The sequence below is a fragment of the Aliiroseovarius crassostreae genome (genome assembly GCF_049803815.1).
Lineage (GTDB): Bacteria > Pseudomonadota > Alphaproteobacteria > Rhodobacterales > Rhodobacteraceae > Aliiroseovarius > Aliiroseovarius crassostreae_A.
Window position 1 is genome coordinate 176,373 of sequence record NZ_JBNAGI010000005.1, and the last position, 19,592, is coordinate 195,964.

The following is a 19,592-nucleotide window of genomic DNA, read 5'->3' on the forward strand; positions in this document are numbered from 1 at the left end:
GAGGACATGCTGGGGGCGCTGTCCCCAGACCCCCGAGGTATTTTTCGCAAGAGGAAGGGGGCACGGCCCGAGTGGGAGAGGTTGAATGCCGTATGAATGGGTAGAGCCAACCGGCGAGGCACCCCCGCGGGTAGAGCTGCATCTTTGGCCCTATCGGTCGCTGTCACGCCGTGGGTTCGTGCGGGTGATTTCTCTTTTGGCGGTGGGGCTGTCCCTGCCCCTGCTGGGGCTTTTGGGGCATCCGAGCCTGTGGCTGTTTCTGCCAATCCTTCTGGGCACGGTCGGGTTGTTGTGGTTTTTCATCGACCGATCCTACAGAGATGGTGAAATCCTGGAAGTGCTGAAAATCTGGCCCGACCAGATCATCCTGACCCGCGACGGGCCGCGCGGGGCCCATGCCGACTGGGAGGCGAACCCCTATTGGGTCACGGTGCGTCTGCATCCCGAGGCCGGGCCGGTGAAGAACTATGTCACCCTGAAGGGCAATGAGCGCGAGGTTGAAATCGGGGCTTTTTTGTCAGAGGACGAACGACCCGCTCTTTATGATGAGTTGGCGCAGGCCCTTAGGGATGTGAAAACCGCGTCATAAAAAACCCCGCGACCGGCGCAGGGTTTCCGTCTTTGTACAATCGCGCTTTGCGATCCCGGGCGATGGTCAGCCCAGCTTGTCCTTGACCATCGGGCCCACGCGACCGAAATCCATCTGGCCAGTGTACTTGGCCTTCAGCTCACCCATCACCTTGCCCATGTCCCGGATGCTTTCCGCGCCGACCGAGGCAATCGCCTTGTCCACAGCGGCCTTGGTTTCCGCCTCATCCAGCTGCTTGGGCAGGAAATCCTCGATGATCGAGATCTCTCCGCGTTCCTTTTCGGCCAGCTCCAGCCGCCCACCCTCTTCATAGGCGCGCGCGCTTTCCTGGCGCTGCTTCACCATCTTGCCGAGGATTGCCATCACATCGGCATCCGAGGTCTGCCCCTCTTCGCCGCCACCGCGTAACGCAATGTCACGATCCTTGATGGCCGCATTGATCAGGCGCAGGGTCGACAGCCGAACGGCGTCTTTTTCTTTCATCGCCGTCTTCAGGGCGTCATTGATACGGGCACGCATATCCATGTCCTTTGGGTCCGTTGTTGGTCCGAAGCCCGAATCTATCGAAAAGTTCAATGTCGTTCAACACACAACATGTTGCGGCACCCCTTTTAAACAAGGGAAAATCTGTTTTTGCTGCGCGTGCAAGATCGGCTCAGACTCCCCCTTGACCCACCCCGCACCTTTCCTTAGTTTCGCGCCAATTTGACCTGCCGGAGTCGAGAAAATGTCAGCTGCCACCGCCACCGAAACTGCCCCCGAAATCACCACTGAAACCGTCACCCCCACCGCTTGCCTTGCCCTGGCCGACGGAACCGTTTTCTACGGGATGGGATTTGGCGCAACCGGCATGACCACCGCCGAATTGTGCTTTAACACCGCCATGACCGGGTATCAGGAAATCATGACCGACCCGTCTTATGCGGGCCAGGTGGTGACGTTCACCTTCCCGCATATCGGCAACACCGGCACCAATGCCGAAGATGACGAAACCGGGGAACCGGTCGCCGCGGGCATGGTGGTGAAATGGGATCCCACCGACCCGTCAAACTGGCGCAACACCGAAGAGCTGACCGCATGGCTGGCCAAACGGGGCCGGATCGGCATCGGCGGCATTGACACCCGCCGCCTGACCCGCGCCATTCGCCAACAAGGCGCGCCGCATGTGGCCATTGCCCATGACCCGAACGGCAAGTTTGATGTCGAAGCGCTGGTGGCCGAGGCGCGCGGTTTTTCGGGTCTGGAAGGGCTGGACCTTGCGAAAGACGTGACCTGTGCGCAAAGCTATAAATGGGACGAAATGCGGTGGGCCTGGCCGGATGGCTACCCGACGCAAACCGCCCCCCGTCACAAGGTGGTGGCGTTGGATTACGGCGCGAAACGCAACATTCTGCGCTGTCTGGCCTCGGCCGGCTGCGAGGTGATCGTGCTGCCGGCCACCGCCACCGCAGAAGAGGTGCTGGCCCATAACCCCGACGGTGTCTTTCTGTCAAACGGCCCCGGAGACCCCGCCGCCACCGGTGAATATGCGGTGCCGATGATCCAGGAGATCCTCAAAACCGAGCTGCCCGTGTTCGGAATTTGCCTTGGCCACCAGATGCTTGCGCTGGCGCTTGGCGCGCAGACCGTCAAGATGAACCACGGCCATCACGGTGCGAACCACCCGGTCAAAGAACATGAGACGGGCAAGGTGGAAATCACTTCGATGAACCACGGGTTTGCAGTGGATGCCCAGACCCTGCCCGCAGGTGTGGTGGAAACCCATGTGTCTCTGTTTGACGGGTCCAACTGCGGCATCAAGATCGAAGGCCGCCCGGTCTTTTCGGTGCAACATCACCCCGAAGCCAGCCCCGGCCCGATGGACAGCTACTACCTGTTTGAACGGTTTGCCGCCGCGATGGATGCGCGCAAGTCGTAAGACGCAAGAGTTTCAGGAAACGGCCCGTGCGATCCCCTCGCGCGGGCCGTTTTGGTTAATGGCGGATCAACTCGCCATTTATGGGTAAGGTTAACCTGCCGTTAACCCTTTCCAGCGCATTTTGATCGGGTCTGACAGTTCAACCGGTTCACCCTCGCACATGCCCGCACCTCAGCTTCGCCTTGTTCATACCGAAAGCGCGCTTTCCTCTCCGCCCACAGCGGCGAAGCCGGCACGGCAAAGACGCAAACCGCTTGGGCAAGTGCTGCTGGAGATGGGCGCCCTGTCGAAGGACAATCTGGAAATCGCCGCCGGACTTCAACGCACCCAGGACGCCCGCCTTGGCGATATCCTTCTGGCAAATGGGTTCGTGCGCCGCACTGATCTTTACGCGGCCCTCGCGCGCCAGTTCAACTGCGCAATTGCCGATCTGACATCAGAGCCGCCTGATGTGCGGCTGATCGACGATCTGGGGGCTGACTTTTGCATTCGAAACCGCGTGGTCCCGTGGAAAAAAGTAGGGGCCGGGACGGTGATCATCTGTTCACGGCCCGAAGAGTTCGAGACCCTGAAACGGGAATTCCCCGCCCATTGGGGGCGCTGTTTCCTGGCCATTGCCCCCGAAGAGGATATTCTGGATCGCCTTGTGGCCATGCGCCATCGCACCCTGACGCAACGCGCGGAAAACCGTGTGGCGGGCCATGAAAGCTGCCGTGGCTGGCGACCTAAAACCGTTCTGCGCCACGCGTTCACCCTGTGCCTGATCCTGGCCGGGCTGTTTTTCTACTCCACCCTGTTGGGATTTTCCGTTCTGGTGGCCTGGGCGGTGATCACACTCTTTATGAATTCCATCATGAAAGCCGCCGCCAGCTACATGTTTTGGAAACACCAGAAAACCGTCGTGACCGAGTTCAAGTCGACCCGTTCAAAAAAGACCGATCACCGCCTGCCGATGATTTCAATCATGGTGCCGCTTTACAAGGAACGCGAAATCGCTGGGCGGCTGGTGAAGCGGTTGGAGCGGCTGATCTATCCGCGCGAGCTGCTTGAGATTTGCCTGGTGGTTGAAGAAGATGACATTCTGACCCAGTCGACTTTGGCAAAATCCGAGCTCCCACGCTGGATGCGCCAGGTGACGGTGCCGCGCGGGGTTGTGAAAACCAAGCCGCGCGCCCTGAATTTTGCGTTGGATTTCTGCCGTGGCTCGATTGTTGGAGTGTATGACGCCGAAGATGCGCCCGCGCCCGACCAGCTTCTAAAAATTGCCCGCCGGTTTTCGGAACGCGGGCCAGAGGTGGCCTGCCTGCAAGGCAAGCTCGATTTCTACAATGCCCGCACCAATTGGCTCAGTCGCTGTTTTACCGTGGAATACGCCAGTTGGTGGGGGTTGATCCTGCCCGGGGTTGAAAAGATGGGGTTTGCCATTCCGCTGGGCGGCACCACCCTGTTTTTTCGCCGCCACGCGTTGGAGGAACTGGGCGGCTGGGACGCCCATAACGTGACCGAGGATGCCGATCTGGGCGTGCGCCTGGCCCGACATGGCTATCGGACCGAATTGGTGGATACGGTCACGGAAGAGGAAGCCAACTGCCGGACCTGGCCCTGGATCAAACAGCGATCTCGCTGGATCAAGGGCTACGCCATGACCTACGGGGTGCATATGCGCCGGCCGATGCAGCTGCTTCAGGACCTCGGCTGGTGGAAATTCCTGGGCTTTCAGGTGATCTTTCTCGGCTCATTGTCCGGCGTATTGCTCGCCCCGATGCTGTGGACCTTCTGGGCCTTCCCGCTTGGGCTGCCCCATCCCTTGCGTGGGCTGATGCCAGACACGCTTTTGACCATACTGGGCGTGACCTTCATGGCGGCAGAATTGTTGACCATCTCGGTGGGTGTACAGGCCGTGAGCGGGGTGAAACATCGCTGGCTACGCTGGTGGGTCCCAACATTACACTTGTATTACCCTCTCGCCTCAGCCGCGGCCCTCAAGGGATTTATCGAGATTATCACCCGCCCGTTCTATTGGGACAAAACCCAGCACGGCAAGTTTGACACGCCCGCCACGGGGCGGATTTCGGGCACGATCACCGCGCCACATCCGCTCCGGCATCGAGCTTGAGCCGCGTTTCAAACGCCTTGGAGATATGGGTCTTGAGCGCCGCTTGCGCGGCCATCCGGTCACGGTCTTCCAATGCGGACACAATGGCATCATGTTCTGCCACGGCCACTTCGCTGCGCCCTTCGGCGGCCAGGGACGTGGTGGCCAGAAGCGCCATGGTGCGATGCACAAGATCAAGTTGCTGCACCAGGTAACGGTTATGAGAGGCAAGGTGCAGCTGCTTGTGAAAGCGCCGGTTCGACCGCGCAAGGGCCGCATGATCTTCCAGCCGGGCGCGATCTTCTTCCACCATGTCGCGCAGCACGCGGATTTCCTCGGGCGTGGCATGTTGGGCGGCCAGCGACGCGGCCAGCCCTTCCAATTCTGCCCGCACCACGTAAAGCTCTGCCAATTGGTTGTGGGTCAGAGACGCCACAATCAGGCTGCGCCCATCCCGGGTCAGAAGCGATTGGGTTTCCAGGCGCTGCAGGGCCTCGCGGATCGGGGTGCGCGACACGCCGAACCGTTCCGCCAGCTCGCTTTCCACAAGCCGATCCCCCGGTTTGTAAATCCCCACATCAATGGCTTCGAGGATCATTTCATAGGCATCCTTCTGCCCGGATTTCACATCTGCCACCTGTCTCTCCTAAAGTGTTTCGCGGAAAATCAGCAAACTGGGTTTCCCGAAACGCCCATGACATTTCTGCGTAATACAGCACCCCCACTCTTCCCGTATTTCGGCTGTGAATGGAAACGCTTTGACCTTCCTGTCGCGCAACTATGCACGTCACCCGCGCCAAAGCAAACCCGGAACCCGTCACATCTCGTCGCAGGACAGCCAGAAGGGCATTTCACGGCTTTTCCCCGGCGGGTGGGCGGGGTAGATTTGCCGCATGGCTCGTGATCATTTCTCGCATGTATCAGAGTGGGTGTTCGATCTGGACAACACGCTCTACCCGCCCTCGGCCCGTCTTTTTGACCAGATCGAGGTTCGGATGACCAACTGGGTCATGCGCGAGTTGGGCGTGGATCGGGACAAGGCAAACCAGTTGCGCACCACCTATTGGCGCGACCACGGCACGACGCTGGCCGGGTTGATGCGGTTGCATGATGTGGACCCGGGCCCCTATCTGCACGATGTTCATGACATTTCTTTTGATGCGCTGGAGCCGGATCCGGAACTGGCGGCGCGCATCCGCGCCCTGCCCGGCCGCGTCATTGTCTATACCAACGGCTCCGCCCCGTACGCCGAACAGGTGCTGGCGGCACGTGGGCTGTCGGGGCTGTTCGATGCGATCTACGGCGTGGAACACGCGGATTTCCATCCGAAACCCGACCGGGCCGCGTTTGACGCGATTTTTGCGCGTGACGGGATCACGCCAACCCAGGCGGCCATGTTCGAAGATGATCCCCGCAACCTGCAGGTGCCCCATGATCTGGGGATGCGCACGATCCACGTGGCCCCGGATCCGCACCCGGCGGACCACATCCATCACCATACAGACGACCTGGCGGGGTTTCTGACCCGCCTGACCGCATGAGGCATTGTCATGACAGACCATCACGCTGATCTATTCATTTCCGGCGGCGGCATTGCGGGGCAGGTCACGGCCTGCGCCTTTGCGGCAGCCGGGTTTTCGGTGGTTCTGGCCGACCCTTTTGTGCCGGTCACCACGGCGGATGAAGAGAAATCCGACCTGCGCTCCACCGCGTTTTTGCAACCGGCGCGGGGGTTGTTTGACCGGATTGGTCTGTGGGACGTGCTGGCGCCCCATGCCAAACCGCTGGACCAGTTGGCCGTGATTGACACGGTCGGCTGGCCACCACAGATCCGCGACCGTCGCGTTTTCAAATCCGCGGACATGAGCGCCGACGACCAACATGAACCCTTTGGCTGGAACCTGATGAACTGGGTCGTGCGGCGCGAGATCTGGACCTACCTGCAGGACCAGCCTCGCATCACCGCGCTTTACGGCACCGGCTTCAAATCCATAGTGAACCGGTCGGAAGAGATCATTGTCACGCTGGACAATGGTGTCCGGGTGCGCGCGCGGATGGGCATCGCGGCGGATGGCAAGTTTTCCCCCCTGCGCGAGGCGGTGGGGATCACGGTGTCCACAACACGATATGGGCAAAAATCGCTAGCCTTCACCGTGACCCATGACCTGCCGCATGACAATATCTCGACCGAGATTTACAACGAAGGCGGCCCGTTCACCATTGTGCCCTTGCCCGATATGGACGGCCGGTCTGCCTCGGCCATTGTCTGGATGAACAAGGGCCCGCGCGCGGTCGAGCTGATGGGGCTTCCGGTGCCCGAATTTGAAGAGGTGATGTATCAACGGTCAACCGGGCTTTTGGGCCGGATGCGGCTGGAGGGCAATCGCTCGATCTGGCCGATTATCACCCAGACGGCGGACCAGCTGAGTGCCGGGCGTGTGGCCGTGGTGGCCGAGGCGGCGCACGCGCTGCCGCCGATCGGGGCGCAGGGGCTGAACACGTCGCTCAACGACGTGATTGCGCTTTTGGAGCTGGCCGAAGCGCAACCCGGCAATCTTGGCAGCCCCGCAATGATGGCAGCCTATGACAAGGCCCGGCACGCCGACATTGCCCGCCGCGCCAAGGTGATTGACCTTTTCAACCGTGTGACACGGTCAGGGGACGGTGTGATGCAGGCCGTCCGCCTGATGGGATTGAAAGCTGTTCACGACGTGACCCCGATGCGCAAATCGGTGATGCGGGCGGGGCTGGGGTCGCGCTGACCCTACTTGGGATTTGCAATTGAAATGCGACAGGTTGGCGCAAGGGAACCATACCGCATTCCCTTTTCTGAACTCGTGCACCATAAGGTCGCAACTTTGATAGGAGAAACGCGCATGGCCACCGAACTGACCCCTGAACAGAAACTGGCGGACGCCGCCGCTGAAAAGAAAGCCTGGGGCATTATCGTCCTGATCATCGCCGCCTTGGCCGGTGGGTTCGTGACCATGGGTCTGCCGGGTGTTGGGCTGGTGGCGCTGGCACTGGTTGCCGTGATCTATGTGCTGCTGGTGCTGATGGCAGGCGGTAAGGGCTGACCCTACCCTGACTTACTGCAAAAGGCGCGCCCGGTGGGACGCGCCTTTTTTGTATCTTGCTTGTATCTTGCTTGTATCTTGGGGCCGGGATCAGAGCACCTTATCCAGAACGTGCTCCAACCGCGCGACAGACGCATCCACATCGTAAAGTTTGTCGAGGCCGAACAGGCCAAGGCGGAAGGACTGATAGTCGTCCCCTTCATCACACATCAGCGGCACACCTGCGGCGATCTGCACCCCTTCTGCGGCAAAAGGTTTGCCCAGTTTGATCTCTTCGCTGGGCGCATAAGCGACCACAACACCCGGTGCTTCGAACCCTTCGGCGGCCACTGATTTGATGCCCCGGGCAGACAGGGCTGCACGCACCCGGCGCCCCTGCTCCCACTGGGCGTCTCGCAGCTTTTCGAACCCGTAATCCCGTGTCTCCAGCATGGTGTCCCGAAATGCCCGCAAAGCATCCGTGGGCATGGTCGCGTGATAGGCATGCCCGCCCCCTTCATAGGCTTCCATGATGGCAAGCCACTTCGCCAGGTCTACGGCGAAACTGGTGGATGTGGTGGATGTGGCGATGTCACGTGCCGCGGCGTTCATCATGACAATTCCGGCTGAGGGTTGCGCGGACCAGCCTTTTTGCGGCGCGGAAATCAACACGTCGACCCCGGTTTCCTGCGTATCAACCCAGACACAACCCGATGCGATACAGTCCAGCACGAAGATCCCCCCGACCTCATGCACGGCTTTTGTCACCGCCTTGATATAGCTATCTGGCAAGATCATCCCCGAAGCGGTTTCTACATGCGGCGCGAAAACCACGTCAGGGCGTGTTTCACGGATCTTTGCCACCACCTCTTCGATCGGCGCCGGGGCAAAACCCGCATCCGGCGCATTGCCCACCCGGCGCGCCATCATCACGGTTTCTTCTGCAGGGATCTTGCCCATGTCAAAAATCTGGGACCACCGGAAAGAGAAGAATCCGTTGCGGATCACCATCACACGTTTGCCGGTGGCAAACTGACGGGCCACGGCCTCCATCGCATAGGTCCCACCACCGGGGACAAGCGCCACCGCATCAGCATTGTAGACCTCTTTCAGGGTCGAAGAGATGTCGGTCATCACCCCCTGAAATGCTTTTGACATGTGATTGAGGGATCGGTCTGTAAAGACCACCGAAAACTCGAGCATTCCATCCGGATCGATATCTGGCAAAAGCGCTTTCATGTTGGGCTCCTTGTCTTTGTTGGTGGCGGGCTGCAGATGTATCGTGCGACTGGCCGTATCCCGTTTGCGCAGGCTAACAGAACCGTCAGATGAGTTTGTAAAAAATATTGGCCGCGAAGGGTGTGACGTCGCAATTGACGCATCTTGTCATCTGCCCAAAGCCCGAATTTCATTGACCGGGTCACTCACAAAACCAGAAAACTAGTTTTCTAGTTTTCTAGTTTTCTAGTTTTCTAGTTTTCTAGTTTTCTAGTTTTCTAGTTTTCTAGTTTTCTAGTTTTCTAGTTTTCTAGTTTTCTTCGAAATGCGGGCTTTCATCAGCCGGTCAAGTTTTATTGAAACAATTCACTTGAAATTAACCATCCTTCACGAAGCTGAACGAGAACATTGTCAGAACTTCCTCGACCGGAAAGGACATACCCGTGACAGACCGCACAAACGTCAATATTGCGACCAGCCTGACCGCCCTCTCCCATCCCCGTCGTATGGCCGTCTTTCGCCTACTGGCCGCGCAGCCCAAAGCTGAAATGCCGTTTCAGTCCATTCAGGCCGCAACCAAATTGCGCACCACCCCCTTGGTGCATCATCTGCGCGAAATGGAAAAGGCCTGGCTGATCACGCGACAGCGCAAGGGCAAGGAGACCTATTACCAGCTGACCCCCGAAAGCCTGATGACCTCGATGGACAGCCTGTTTGAAATCCTCAACATGCGCTACCGCCGCGCACCCGGCCTAAGCGCCGCGGCCTAAAGCGGCCCGGGGCGGCGTTCTTCGGACAACAGCACGTTCGCTTCCACATCACCAACCCCCGGCAGGGTCATGACCCGGCGGCGCAGCACACGTTCGAAATCGGCCAAATCCCGCGCCACGACACGCAGGCGATAATCATAAAGCCCCAGCACATGTTCCACCGTCTGCACTTCGGGAATGGCCGACACGGCGCGTTCGAAATCCTCCAGCGACACCCGCCCCTTGGTGGCAAGCTTCACCCCGAGGAATACGGTCACTCCGAACCCAAGCGCCTCTCGGTCCAGATCGAGCTGTCGGCCGGCAATCACCCCCGCCTCATTCAACCGCTTAATCCGGCGCCAGGTGGCGGGTTGCGAAAGGCCCACATCACGCCCCAACGCCCCGGCGGATTGTGTGGCATCGTCGGCAAGCGCGCGCAACAGGGCGCGGTCAATATCGTCCAATTCAATCATAATGGCAGACTGTCATCATCCTTGATCCGCGCCACATGCATCAGCGCTTCGATATCGGCGATATGCGGCAGGGCAAGGATCTGGTTGCGATAGATGCTCTGATAATGGGGCATGTCTTGCGCGATCACCGACAGGCGCACATCCACCCGCCCAAGAAAGGTTTGAATGGCCGTGACTTCGGCAATCCCTCGTGCGGCTTCAATGAAGTCATCAAAAGCGCGTGGCTGTGTCTTGTCCAACGTCACCCGCAGCGACACCTCGACCTCATATCCCAAGGCGCGCCAGTTGATCACCGCACGCGGACCACGCAGCACTTTGCGGTCTCGCAATCGTTCGATACGTCGGCTCAACCGCGCCGCAGACAGCCCGACTCGCTCGGCAAGATCGGGCGTGGCCATCATAGGGTCGGCCTGCATCTGTCGTAAAATCCGCCTATCCAGATCATCAAGCATGAATAGTTCACCATTATTATGTTTGACGAATGATATACCGGATAATTACTGGATATTTCAACATTTCCAGCCTCGCATTCCACCCTCGCATACCTATGATGCCCTCAAACACATTCCGCAACACGAACCGCGAGGGAAAATCATGCGCGTTTATTACGATCGCGATTGCGACATCAACCTGATCAAAGACAAGAAAGTGGCCATTCTGGGTTACGGTTCTCAGGGCCACGCCCACGCGCTGAACCTGCGCGACTCGGGTGCTAAAAACCTTGTGGTGGCTCTGCGCGAAGGCTCGGCATCGGCCAAAAAAGCCCAAGCCGAAGGTCTGGAAGTGATGGGCATCGCTGAAGCGGCAGCCTGGTGTGACGTGATCATGTTCACCATGCCCGACGAACTGCAGGCCGAGACCTACAAGAAATACGTGCATGACAACATCAAGCCGGGCGCAGCCATTGCATTTGCCCACGGGTTGAACGTTCACTTTGGCCTGATCGAGCCGAAAGAAGGCGTTGACGTGATCATGATGGCGCCGAAAGGCCCGGGTCACACCGTGCGCGGCGAATATGTCAAAGGCGGCGGCGTGCCCTGCCTTGTGGCCGTTGACACCGACGCCACCGGCAAAGCGCTGGAAATCGGCCTGTCCTATTGCTCGGCCATCGGTGGCGGCCGCTCGGGCATCATCGAGACCAACTTCCGCGAAGAGTGTGAAACCGACCTCTTTGGCGAGCAGGCTGTTCTGTGCGGCGGCATCGTTGAACTGATCCGTTGCGGCTTTGAAACCCTGGTCGAAGCGGGCTACGCGCCGGAAATGGCCTATTTCGAGTGTCTGCACGAAACCAAGCTGATCGTGGACCTGATCTATGAAGGCGGCATTGCCAACATGGATTACTCGATCTCGAACACCGCAGAATACGGCCAGTATGTCACCGGCCCGCGCATCCTGCCCTATGAGGCCACCAAGAAAGCGATGAAAGAATCGCTGGAAGACATCCAGACCGGTAAATTCGTGCGTGACTTCATGCTGGAAAACGCCGTGGGCCAGCCGACCATCAAAGCCGCCCGTCGCCACAATGACGAGCACCAGATCGAAGTGGTTGGTAAGAAACTGCGCGACATGATGCCGTGGATTTCGGCCGGCAAACTGGTGGACCAGGAAAAGAACTAAGCGGCTGGACATTCCAACCGACACAGGGTCATGTGGGGCGTCCAACCGGGCGCCCCATTCATTTCAGGAACATGCCATATGCCGTCCCCCACCCGCCTTGATTGGTTGACCCTTGCCGCCCTTGGCCTGATGTTCGGGGCGAGCTTCATGGGGGTTTCCGTGGCGCTTCAAGGGTTTGGGCCATTTACCATTGCGGCCGTGCGCATCGCGCTGGGGGCGGTCATTCTGGTCACCTTTGCCAAGATCAGCGGGCGGCGGATGCCTGCGTTGTCCGCGCCAAACGGCCCCGCGATCTGGGCCTCGGCCATCGCGATGGGGGCGTTTTCAAACGCGGTGCCGTTTTTCCTGCTGGGCTGGGCGCAGGCGCATGTGGCATCGGGCTTTGCTGGCGTGTCGATGGCGGCGATGCCGCTGATCACGCTGGTGCTTGCCCATTTTCTGATCGCGGAAGAGCGCATCACCCTGCGCCGCCTGATCGGGATTTTGATCGGGTTCATCGGCGTGTTGGTCCTGATCGGACCGTCCGCGTTTGAAAGCACGGGACAGGTGATGGAGAACACCGCGCGCCTTGTTTGCCTGGCCGCCGGGGCCTGCTACGCGATTGGGTCGATTGTCGCGCGGCTGTGCCCGGACGTGGACCGGCGCGCCTTTGCCGCCACCACCCTTGTGGCCGCAACGGTGATGATCGTCCCGGTGGCGCTGTGGCAGGAGGCCCCCCCCACGCAGGCCCCGTCGACCCTGCCCACCCTGTCACTGATCCTGTTGGGCATTTTCCCCACCGCGCTGGCGCAAATCCTTCTGGTGATTCTGGTCCGCCGCGCAGGCCCGACCTTCCTGAGCCTGGTGAATTACCAGGTGCCACTTTGGGCGATCTTTTTGGGCGCCGCTTTGTTGGGAGAAGACCTGCCCTCAAGCCTGATCTGGGCGATGGGGTTGATCCTGATCGGGGTGGCGGTCAGCCAGCTTGGCGCGTTGTCGCGCCTGTTTGCCAAAGCGCCGACCGAGAACAACCCAACCTGAACGACAAAAAAGGCGGCGCCAAGCAGCACCGCCTTGTTCTTTTCATGTATTCGGGGTCAGCTTGCGGCGGCTTCCACCTCGGCAACAATCCCGTCAACAACCTGGTTCAAAAGCGCCTCGTCTTCGCATTCTGCCATGACCCGGATCAGCGGTTCGGTGCCGGATTTGCGAATGAGCAGGCGGCCCCTGCCGTTCAAAACCCCTTCGGCGTCGGCAATGGCCGACTTGACGCTGTCCGCATCCAACGGGGTCTGCCCCGCGCCGTAACGCACATTTTTCAAAAGTTGCGGTACGGTGCTGAACACCTGGCAGAGTTCAGACGCTGGCTTGCCGGTTTCCACCATCGCCGCGAGAAACTGAATGCCCGCCAACAAACCATCGCCGGTGGTGGCATAGTCCGACATCACGATGTGGCCGGATTGTTCACCGCCCAGATTGTATCCGCCCGCGCGCATCGCCTCGACCACATGGCGGTCGCCAACTTTGGTGCGCACCAGGTCGAGCCCCTGCCCCTGCAAGAACCGCTCCAGCCCCAGATTTGACATGACGGTGGCGACCAGCGCGCCGCCTTTCAGCGTGCCCTGTTGCGCCCAATGGGCCGCAAACATCGCCATGATCTGATCCCCATCGGCCACACGGCCTTTTTCGTCGATGATCATGATCCGGTCCGCATCGCCATCCAGGCAAATGCCCAGATCGGCTCCGGTTTCCAGCACGGTTTGCGCGGCCAGGGCGGTATCGGTAGAGCCACACCCTTTGTTGATATTGGTGCCGTCCGGGGTCACGCCAACTGGGACAATGTCTGCGCCCAGCTCCCACAAAGCGGCGGGGGCGGTGCGGTGTGCGGCGCCATTGGCGCAATCCACCACAACCTTTATCCCATTCAGCTTTTTCTGTGCCGGGAAGGTGGTCTTCAGGTATTCTGTATAGCGCTGGCGCGCCTCTTCGATGCGTTTGGCGCGACCGATATTTTGAGGCTGCACCGGTTCGACACCTTCATGCACCAGCCGCTCGATCTCGGCCTCATCCTGATCCGACAGCTTGAACCCGTCGGGGCCGAAAAACTTGATCCCATTGTCGTGGAACGGATTGTGCGACGCAGAAATCATGATGCCCAGATCGGCCCGCATCGATTGGGTCATGCGCCCGACAGCAGGGGTCGGCACCGGCCCCAGCAACAGCACATTCATCCCGGTTGACGTCAGCCCCGCGGTCAAAGCGTTTTCAATCATATAGCCGGACAGGCGCGTGTCCTTGCCAATCACCACCCGGTGGCCGTTGGACCCGTCACGACGAAAATGCCGCCCGGCGGCCGCGCCCAGTTTCAATGCCATTTCTGCGGTCATCGGCCAGGAATTGGCCAACCCACGCACACCGTCCGTTCCAAAGAGCTTTTTGGTCACTCTGCGTCCCTTTTTATCAATGCGTTTTGCAATCTCAGGGCCTGCGCCGTTTCCGCCACATCATGCACCCGCAGGATATGCGCCCCCTGCGCCACGCCATCCAAAGCAACAGCAATGGATCCGGCGACCCTGTCACGGGCATTTTCAACCCCGCCCAATGTGCCAATGAACCGCTTGCGCGAGACCCCCAGCAACACGGGCAATCCCAGATCATGTAACAGGGCAAGGGCGCGCAGCAAAGTCACATTGTGCTGCAAAGTCTTACCAAACCCGATGCCGGGGTCGGTGATGATGCGGTCCCGGCGGATCCCCGCCGCCTCGGCCACGGCAATGCGCTCTTCCAGATGATCCACCACATCGAACAGCACATCATCATAACGCGGGTCGTCCTGCATTGTCTCAGGACGGCCTTGCGCGTGCATCAGACAGACCGGCACATCCCTTTCGGCCACCAGATCCGCCAGTTCGGGATCAAAGACAAAGGCCGATACATCATTCACGATATCCGCCCCGGCAGTTAATGCGGCCTCGGCCACGGCGGCTTTGCGTGTGTCGATTGAGATCGGGGTGGCAATGCCCGCCGCGCGCAGCGCCCGAATGACCGGCGCGGTACGGCGAATTTCTTCTTTTACGTCAACCTCTTCGGCACCGGGGCGTGTGCTCTCCCCGCCGATATCCAAAATATCGACATCGCCCTGCCAGACCTGCGCGCGGTCAACGGCGGCCTGCACCGTGGTCAGATCGCCACCGTCGGAAAAGCTGTCGGGTGTCACATTCAAAATCCCCATGATCCGAGGTCTGTCGAGCGTCAGCCCGGCAACCTCGGCCCGAGGGGCGGACAGACGGGTCAGCACCTCGTGCGGGCACGCATCGGCGCGCAATAGCTCTGCTTGCCCGCCTCTGGACCGGCGCAGCAGCTGATCAAACCAGAGGTCACGAGACCCGGCAATCGAGTGCCCACCAAAGGGAAACCCGTGACGCGGAAGGGGCTGGTAACGGGTGCTCACAAAACGTCCCCCAGATCGTGGGCTGCGGGCAAGATTTTGCTCCCGCTTGCCGTAAGTTCCTTGGAAAGCCACGCCAGAAGATGCTCAGGCAAGATCCCCTCAGGCCCGTCGACGGCGTCCAACACCATCTTGGTGGGGGCCCAGACGGACAGCTGGCCGTTTTTCATGCCCCAATCCAGTTCGGTGCGGGTGGCAACCACCTTGAGCCGCGCGTCGCGTGCAGCCAGCAGGCAGGCGTTCTGCTCGATGGCCAGAAGGTCGATCCGGCGCTGCATCTGGTCATCTGCGCAGTGTGGCACCGGGGTGTTGCCGATCCCGACCAAAAGCACCACGGGATGCTCGTGCCGCGCGCAGGCATCAAGAAACCCGGGCAATTCCGGCGCACAAATGGCATCGTTGCCAAGATGGATCAGCAAGGGGTGCGGGATGTCTGCCCTGTCCAATCGATGGGCATCATCGCGGCTGCGCACGATCTCGACCCCCAGCTTGCCGGGGCCACGGTCCAGCTTCTCGATCCGCACAAAAACCCGCAAGGGCTGGGGTTCGCGCAGAATACGGTCGGCAATCCGCTCGGCCAGGGTCTCCAGAAGATTGAGCCGCTCCGCCGCCAGCTCGGCCGCGATCGCCTCGGTCACCGCATCATAAGACAGGATGTCGTCCACATCGTCGGTTTCCGCGCCAGAGCTGGGGGCAACTTCGACCACCACGCTGAACCGCACCCTCTGCGTCACATCCCGTTCGGCCTGAAATGCGCCGATTTCCACTTCGACCGTATGATCACGCACGGAAATACGGTCGGGCGGCGTGTCCCCGGCCATCGCAATCACGCGCGCTTCAAGCGGTTCAAACGCAGTGCTGTCTTCGTCGGTCATGTCAGTTCCATCCTGGCCCGAAAATTTGCGCCATACTGACCGCAAACCGGAGCAAATGACCAGCCGGTTCCGACGGGTCACGCGCAGAATGCGCAAGGATGGTGGGGGTCAGTTGGACGACACCCGAACCGGCATCCGATAGAAGCGGTGAACCCCGATCTTGGCGGTCTGCTGGAACCGACGGGCCCAGCTGGGGCGCACGGCGGTGGTGTGATAATGGGTGGCCCCTTCGGTCAGCGCACGCGGCGCCCCGTCGATCATGGCCTGCGCCACTTTGCCCACCCGCCGATAGGCTTTGGGTTCGTTGATCACCTCGGCCCGCCCATCGCAGGTATAGGTGAACTGGCATTGGTATTTCTTGCCGGTGCCCTGGTTGACCACCCCGCAGATCGAGTTGGGATATCGCGCGTGATCCACCCGGTTCAGGATGACCTCAGCCACGGCAAACTGCCCTTTCAGGCTTTCCCCCCGGGCTTCGAAATACAACGCTTCGGCCAGGCATTCCCATTGTTTGCCACCTTTGGGCTTGGGTTGATTTGCCAGCCAATCTTTCGTGTAGCTGACCTTCGCATCTTCGGAATTCCGGGGCAGGCTGGCCAGGCGGTCGATCTGGTCACGCGACATCGCAGCCACCCCGGCCTTTTCCTGCAAGAACAATTTGGCAAACAGGTTCGACGACGGGTCCGTTGCACCATCCGCATCTGCCAGTGACATCGCTGGCATACAGCCCAAAACCGCACTCAGAACCACTGCGCCCACCCGGCGCTTCATCTCGCTCTTCAGCATCTCGCCCACTCCTAAACCCCGCCATCAGCGGTCCAGTTGACGGCGCGATGTAAGGGAAAAAGGGCTTCGCGTCCAGTGCGGCCCTGTCGCAGGCCATTCTATGCCCTTGATGATAGCGACAAAACTGATGCTGCACCGCAACATATGGTGGGAGGATCAGGTCCCTTCCCCTAGCTTTGCTGCAACCGCCAAGTGGGCCGCGGCCAGGCGCGCGATGGGCACACGGAAGGGGGAACAGGACACATAAGAGAAGCCCGCGTCGCGACAGAAGCGGATTGATTCGGGGTTACCGCCATGTTCACCACAAATCGATAGGGTCAGATCCGGGTCCTCTTCGCGCCCCCGATCTGCACCGATTTGCAAAAGCTCACCCACCCCGTCGGTATCCAGCACATGGAACGGGTCTTCCTCATACACCCCCTGCTTGACATATTCCCCCATGAACCGCCCCGCATCGTCGCGCGACAGACCATAGGTCATCTGGGTCAGGTCATTCGTGCCGAAGGACAGGAAATGGGTGTGCTGGGCAATTTCGCCCGCCCGCAATGCGGCACGGGGTGTTTCGACCATCACCCCCAGCCGATAGGTAAACTCTTCGCCGCGCTCGATCTTGACCGCTGCGGCCACCGCATCAATACGCGCCTTGACGATTTCCACTTCGCGCTTGGCAGAGACCAGCGGGATCATGATCTCGGGCACAACCCGCTTGCCCGCATGAGAGGCATCAAGCGTGGCCTCGAAGATCGCACGGGCTTGCATGTCGTAAATCTCGGGGACGGTCACACCAAGGCGCACCCCGCGCATCCCAAGCATCGGGTTAAACTCGCGCAGGCTCGACACGCGACGTTCCACATCCGACACGCCAAGATCCAGCGCCTCGGCCAATTCGCGCAACCCTTCGCGCCCGTGCGGAAGGAATTCATGCAACGGCGGATCGAACAGGCGGATGCAGACCGGCAACCCCTGCATGATCTCAAAAAGCTCGGTGAAATCGGCGCGCTGCATCGGCAGCAGGCGGTCCAGCGCGGCGCGGCGATCTTCGGGCTGATCCGCGAAGATCATCTCGCGCATGGCCAGCAGGCGATCATCGTCAAAGAACATATGCTCGGTCCGGCAAAGACCAATCCCTTCGGCGGCGAACATGCGGGCATTTCGCGCATCCGGTGGGGTGTCGGCATTGGCGCGCACCCCGATGTCACGGAATTCATCCACCCAGGACATCAGAGTCTGAAAACTCTCGCCCAGTTCCGGCGGCAACATGCCCACGGCCCCCATCAGGGCCTCACCCTCGGCCCCGTCGATGGTGATCACGTCCCCTTCAAGCAGCACACGACCATCTTGGGCAATCAGTTTTTTCTTTTTCTTTTCAATGGACATCCCATTGGCCCCCACCACACAGGGCAGGCCAAGGCCACGGGCAATCACGGCGGCGTGGCTGGTGATGCCGCCGCGGATGGTCAGAATACCCTTGGCGGCATGCATGCCCCGAATGTCCTCAGGGCTGGTTTCACGACGCACCAGAATACACTCTTCCCCCTGCGCGGCCATGGCCTGCGCGGCGCGGGCGGAAAAGACGATCTTTCCGGTCGCAGCCCCGGGGCTGGCCGGAATGCCGGAAGCAAACACATCACGGATGCCTTCCGGGTCCACCTGGCTGTGCAGAAGTTCGGCCAGAGCACGGGGCGGAATACGCATCACCGCCTCTTCGCGGGTGATGATCTTGTCCTTCGCCAACTGCACCGCAATCCGCACATTGGCCCGTTCGCTGCGCGGCACCCGCACCGCGTCAAGGATGAAAAGCTCTTCATTGTCGATGGTGAACTCGACTTCCATTTCTTCGCGCAGACGGGTCCGGCACAGTTCACCTGCGTCCAGCAGCGCCTGGAAACTGTCGGGCAGCACCTCTTCGATCGACCGGCCCCGAGGGTCTTTGGTCAGATACATCACGTCGCGCGCATCCGCATCGGTCAGCGCATCGCGGCCCTGGCTTTTGCACAGATATCGCCCGCGGATTTCCCGATGCCCGGTTTGGCCGTTCACAAACTGGATCACCCCAGAGCCACAGACATTCTGCCCGACCCCCAGCGCCATCTTTTGCACCACAAGCCCCAGGCCCGCATCCGCCGGCGCGCCCTTGGCTTCGCGCAACAGACGCGCGGTAGTGCCTTGCCAGGCCCGCGCCATGGACCGCAGCACTTCGGCCAGCTGCTCCTTGGGATCTTGCGGGAAATAGCTGTCGGTTTCTTCTTCATAAAGGTCAAGCGCCGCCTGAACCGCATCTGCGGTTGGGGTGGAAAACTCGTCAAATTCGTCCGGGTCCAACCGGCCCACATGCACCGCGTAAGCCTGGATGAAGCGCAGATAGAGCGCGTGGGCCGCCATTTCACCATGGCTTTCCATCAGCTTGGCATGGATGACGTCATTCATGCCGATATTCAGGATCGCACCCGGCCCCCCCCAGTCAGGGTCCTCGGAGGAAGGACGCACGGACACCAGAGGGTCGTCGCCAAAAAGCTCAAACATCGCGTCCAGATCCGGCAGGTCGCCGGCAGACACGCCGTGCACCGCGTCAAAGCTGAGCGCCACCGTGAGCGGCACTGGCATATCGAGCCGAATGAGCCGCTGCAGGCATTTTGCACGCCCACCATGCTCCGCCGTGTGAATGGGGGCCGTGGAGGTGATTTCCGTATATCCGAGATCGCTCATGTTTCTGCACCGCAGCAATGTGATTTCCGCAAGCATAGCAAGGGCTGTGCATCACACAAGGGGCGTGGGGGTGGAAAAAGGGG

The 19,592-nt window shown here is 60.3% G+C and carries 19 protein-coding genes; 9 read left to right on the forward strand and 10 right to left on the reverse strand.

From position 1 onward, the window contains the following. Nucleotides 1-85 precede the first annotated feature (85 nt). A complete protein-coding gene (locus ACP15V_RS13930; RefSeq protein ID WP_424944311.1) occupies nucleotides 86-589 on the forward strand; it encodes a DUF2244 domain-containing protein in 504 nt (167 codons plus the stop codon). A 66-nt stretch (nucleotides 590-655) separates the two neighbouring features. On the opposite strand, the gene ACP15V_RS13935 is transcribed toward ACP15V_RS13930, so the two are convergent. Further along, nucleotides 656-1,114: a GatB/YqeY domain-containing protein gene (locus ACP15V_RS13935; protein ID WP_424944312.1), complete on the reverse strand. Its 459-nt coding sequence runs from the start codon at nucleotides 1,112-1,114 to the stop codon at nucleotides 656-658. Between the two features lie 202 nt (nucleotides 1,115-1,316). Here ACP15V_RS13935 and carA point away from each other — a divergent pair, with 202 nt between their 5' ends. Both carA and ACP15V_RS13945 read left to right on the forward strand, forming a co-directional pair. Further along, complete coding sequence (gene carA / locus ACP15V_RS13940) at nucleotides 1,317-2,507, forward strand: glutamine-hydrolyzing carbamoyl-phosphate synthase small subunit (RefSeq protein WP_424944313.1); 1,191 nt, start codon at nucleotides 1,317-1,319, stop codon at nucleotides 2,505-2,507. Between the two features lie 160 nt (nucleotides 2,508-2,667). Next, complete coding sequence (locus tag ACP15V_RS13945) at nucleotides 2,668-4,623, forward strand: glycosyltransferase family 2 protein (protein WP_424944314.1); 1,956 nt, start codon at nucleotides 2,668-2,670, stop codon at nucleotides 4,621-4,623. Here the strand turns inward: ACP15V_RS13945 and ACP15V_RS13950 are convergent. Then, a complete protein-coding gene (locus ACP15V_RS13950; RefSeq protein ID WP_424944401.1) occupies nucleotides 4,589-5,230 on the reverse strand; it encodes a GntR family transcriptional regulator in 642 nt (213 codons plus the stop codon). The two genes, ACP15V_RS13945 and ACP15V_RS13950, sit on opposite strands and share 35 nt — an antisense overlap. Nucleotides 5,231-5,495: 265 nt before the next feature. Between ACP15V_RS13950 and ACP15V_RS13955 the strand changes: the two genes are divergently transcribed. The 3 genes from ACP15V_RS13955 (at nucleotide 5,496) to ACP15V_RS13965 (ending at nucleotide 7,679) form a co-directional block, all read left to right on the forward strand. Then, the gene (locus ACP15V_RS13955) at nucleotides 5,496-6,143 is read left to right on the forward strand and encodes a pyrimidine 5'-nucleotidase (RefSeq protein WP_424944315.1); all 648 of its coding nucleotides are present in this window, start codon (nucleotides 5,496-5,498) and stop codon (nucleotides 6,141-6,143) included. Nucleotides 6,144-6,152: 9 nt separating this feature from the next. Continuing rightward, complete coding sequence (locus tag ACP15V_RS13960; RefSeq protein WP_424944316.1) at nucleotides 6,153-7,364, forward strand: FAD-dependent monooxygenase; 1,212 nt, start codon at nucleotides 6,153-6,155, stop codon at nucleotides 7,362-7,364. Nucleotides 7,365-7,478: 114 nt separating this feature from the next. Next, nucleotides 7,479-7,679, forward strand: a complete 201-nt coding sequence (locus tag ACP15V_RS13965) for a hypothetical protein (protein WP_424944317.1) — start codon at nucleotides 7,479-7,481, stop codon at nucleotides 7,677-7,679. Nucleotides 7,680-7,769: 90 nt separating this feature from the next. Here the strand turns inward: ACP15V_RS13965 and ACP15V_RS13970 are convergent, their stop codons facing one another. Further along, nucleotides 7,770-8,897 (reverse strand): alanine--glyoxylate aminotransferase family protein, encoded by a 1,128-nt coding sequence (locus ACP15V_RS13970; protein ID WP_424944318.1) that lies wholly within the window; start codon nucleotides 8,895-8,897, stop codon nucleotides 7,770-7,772. A gap of 422 nt (nucleotides 8,898-9,319) precedes the next feature. Between ACP15V_RS13970 and ACP15V_RS13975 the strand changes: the two genes are divergently transcribed. Further along, a complete protein-coding gene (locus ACP15V_RS13975) occupies nucleotides 9,320-9,646 on the forward strand; it encodes an ArsR/SmtB family transcription factor (RefSeq protein WP_424944319.1) in 327 nt (108 codons plus the stop codon). Here the strand turns inward: ACP15V_RS13975 and ACP15V_RS13980 are convergent. Beyond that, nucleotides 9,643-10,098, reverse strand: a complete 456-nt coding sequence (locus ACP15V_RS13980) for an Lrp/AsnC family transcriptional regulator (protein WP_424944320.1) — start codon at nucleotides 10,096-10,098, stop codon at nucleotides 9,643-9,645. The two genes, ACP15V_RS13975 and ACP15V_RS13980, sit on opposite strands and share 4 nt — an antisense overlap. Next, complete coding sequence (locus ACP15V_RS13985) at nucleotides 10,095-10,550, reverse strand: Lrp/AsnC family transcriptional regulator (protein ID WP_424944321.1); 456 nt, start codon at nucleotides 10,548-10,550, stop codon at nucleotides 10,095-10,097. The genes ACP15V_RS13980 and ACP15V_RS13985 overlap by 4 nt, the downstream gene beginning before the upstream one ends. Between ACP15V_RS13985 and ilvC the strand changes: the two genes are divergently transcribed. Then, nucleotides 10,549-11,715, forward strand: a complete 1,167-nt coding sequence (ilvC, locus tag ACP15V_RS13990; protein WP_424944322.1) for a ketol-acid reductoisomerase — start codon at nucleotides 10,549-10,551, stop codon at nucleotides 11,713-11,715. The genes ACP15V_RS13985 and ilvC overlap by 2 nt on opposite strands. A gap of 78 nt (nucleotides 11,716-11,793) precedes the next feature. Next, complete coding sequence (locus ACP15V_RS13995) at nucleotides 11,794-12,735, forward strand: DMT family transporter (RefSeq protein ID WP_424944323.1); 942 nt, start codon at nucleotides 11,794-11,796, stop codon at nucleotides 12,733-12,735. A 56-nt stretch (nucleotides 12,736-12,791) separates the two neighbouring features. Here the strand turns inward: ACP15V_RS13995 and glmM are convergent, their stop codons facing one another. The 5 genes from glmM to ppdK all read right to left on the reverse strand — a co-directional run bounded on the left by glmM (nucleotide 12,792) and on the right by ppdK (nucleotide 19,509). Beyond that, nucleotides 12,792-14,138, reverse strand: a complete 1,347-nt coding sequence (glmM, locus tag ACP15V_RS14000; RefSeq protein WP_424944324.1) for a phosphoglucosamine mutase — start codon at nucleotides 14,136-14,138, stop codon at nucleotides 12,792-12,794. Then, entirely contained in the window at nucleotides 14,135-15,145 is a 1,011-nt protein-coding gene (gene folP, locus ACP15V_RS14005; protein ID WP_424944325.1) for a dihydropteroate synthase, read from the reverse strand. Before folP ends, glmM begins: the two co-directional genes overlap by 4 nt. Next, on the reverse strand, nucleotides 15,142-16,017 hold the full coding sequence (locus tag ACP15V_RS14010; protein WP_424944326.1) for a dihydroneopterin aldolase: 876 nt from the start codon (nucleotides 16,015-16,017) through the stop codon (nucleotides 15,142-15,144). Before ACP15V_RS14010 ends, folP begins: the two co-directional genes overlap by 4 nt. A 108-nt stretch (nucleotides 16,018-16,125) precedes the next feature. Further along, on the reverse strand, nucleotides 16,126-16,803 hold the full coding sequence (locus ACP15V_RS14015; RefSeq protein ID WP_424944327.1) for a cell wall hydrolase: 678 nt from the start codon (nucleotides 16,801-16,803) through the stop codon (nucleotides 16,126-16,128). A gap of 156 nt (nucleotides 16,804-16,959) precedes the next feature. Next, a complete protein-coding gene (gene ppdK, locus ACP15V_RS14020; RefSeq protein WP_424944328.1) occupies nucleotides 16,960-19,509 on the reverse strand; it encodes a pyruvate, phosphate dikinase in 2,550 nt (849 codons plus the stop codon). Between the last annotated feature and the right edge of the window lie 83 nt (nucleotides 19,510-19,592).

Excerpts from the sequence above, each read along its gene's own strand:
- ACP15V_RS13930 (WP_424944311.1), top strand. The coding sequence starts at position 86 with ATGCCGTATGAATGGGTAGAGCCAACCGGCGAGGCACCCCCGCGGGTA.
- carA (WP_424944313.1), top strand. The coding sequence starts at position 1,317 with ATGTCAGCTGCCACCGCCACCGAAACTGCCCCCGAAATCACCACTGAA.
- ACP15V_RS13965 (WP_424944317.1), top strand. The coding sequence starts at position 7,479 with ATGGCCACCGAACTGACCCCTGAACAGAAACTGGCGGACGCCGCCGCT.
- ACP15V_RS13970 (WP_424944318.1), bottom strand. The coding sequence starts at position 8,897 with ATGAAAGCGCTTTTGCCAGATATCGATCCGGATGGAATGCTCGAGTTT.
- ppdK (WP_424944328.1), bottom strand. The coding sequence starts at position 19,509 with ATGAGCGATCTCGGATATACGGAAATCACCTCCACGGCCCCCATTCAC.
- ACP15V_RS13960 (WP_424944316.1), top strand. The coding sequence starts at position 6,153 with ATGACAGACCATCACGCTGATCTATTCATTTCCGGCGGCGGCATTGCG.
- ACP15V_RS13995 (WP_424944323.1), top strand. The coding sequence starts at position 11,794 with ATGCCGTCCCCCACCCGCCTTGATTGGTTGACCCTTGCCGCCCTTGGC.
- ilvC (WP_424944322.1), top strand. The coding sequence starts at position 10,549 with ATGAATAGTTCACCATTATTATGTTTGACGAATGATATACCGGATAAT.
- ACP15V_RS13985 (WP_424944321.1), bottom strand. The coding sequence starts at position 10,550 with ATGCTTGATGATCTGGATAGGCGGATTTTACGACAGATGCAGGCCGAC.
- ACP15V_RS13980 (WP_424944320.1), bottom strand. The coding sequence starts at position 10,098 with ATGATTGAATTGGACGATATTGACCGCGCCCTGTTGCGCGCGCTTGCC.
- ACP15V_RS14015 (WP_424944327.1), bottom strand. The coding sequence starts at position 16,803 with ATGCTGAAGAGCGAGATGAAGCGCCGGGTGGGCGCAGTGGTTCTGAGT.
- ACP15V_RS13955 (WP_424944315.1), top strand. The coding sequence starts at position 5,496 with ATGGCTCGTGATCATTTCTCGCATGTATCAGAGTGGGTGTTCGATCTG.
- ACP15V_RS13935 (WP_424944312.1), bottom strand. The coding sequence starts at position 1,114 with ATGGATATGCGTGCCCGTATCAATGACGCCCTGAAGACGGCGATGAAA.
- ACP15V_RS13945 (WP_424944314.1), top strand. The coding sequence starts at position 2,668 with ATGCCCGCACCTCAGCTTCGCCTTGTTCATACCGAAAGCGCGCTTTCC.
- ACP15V_RS14010 (WP_424944326.1), bottom strand. The coding sequence starts at position 16,017 with ATGACCGACGAAGACAGCACTGCGTTTGAACCGCTTGAAGCGCGCGTG.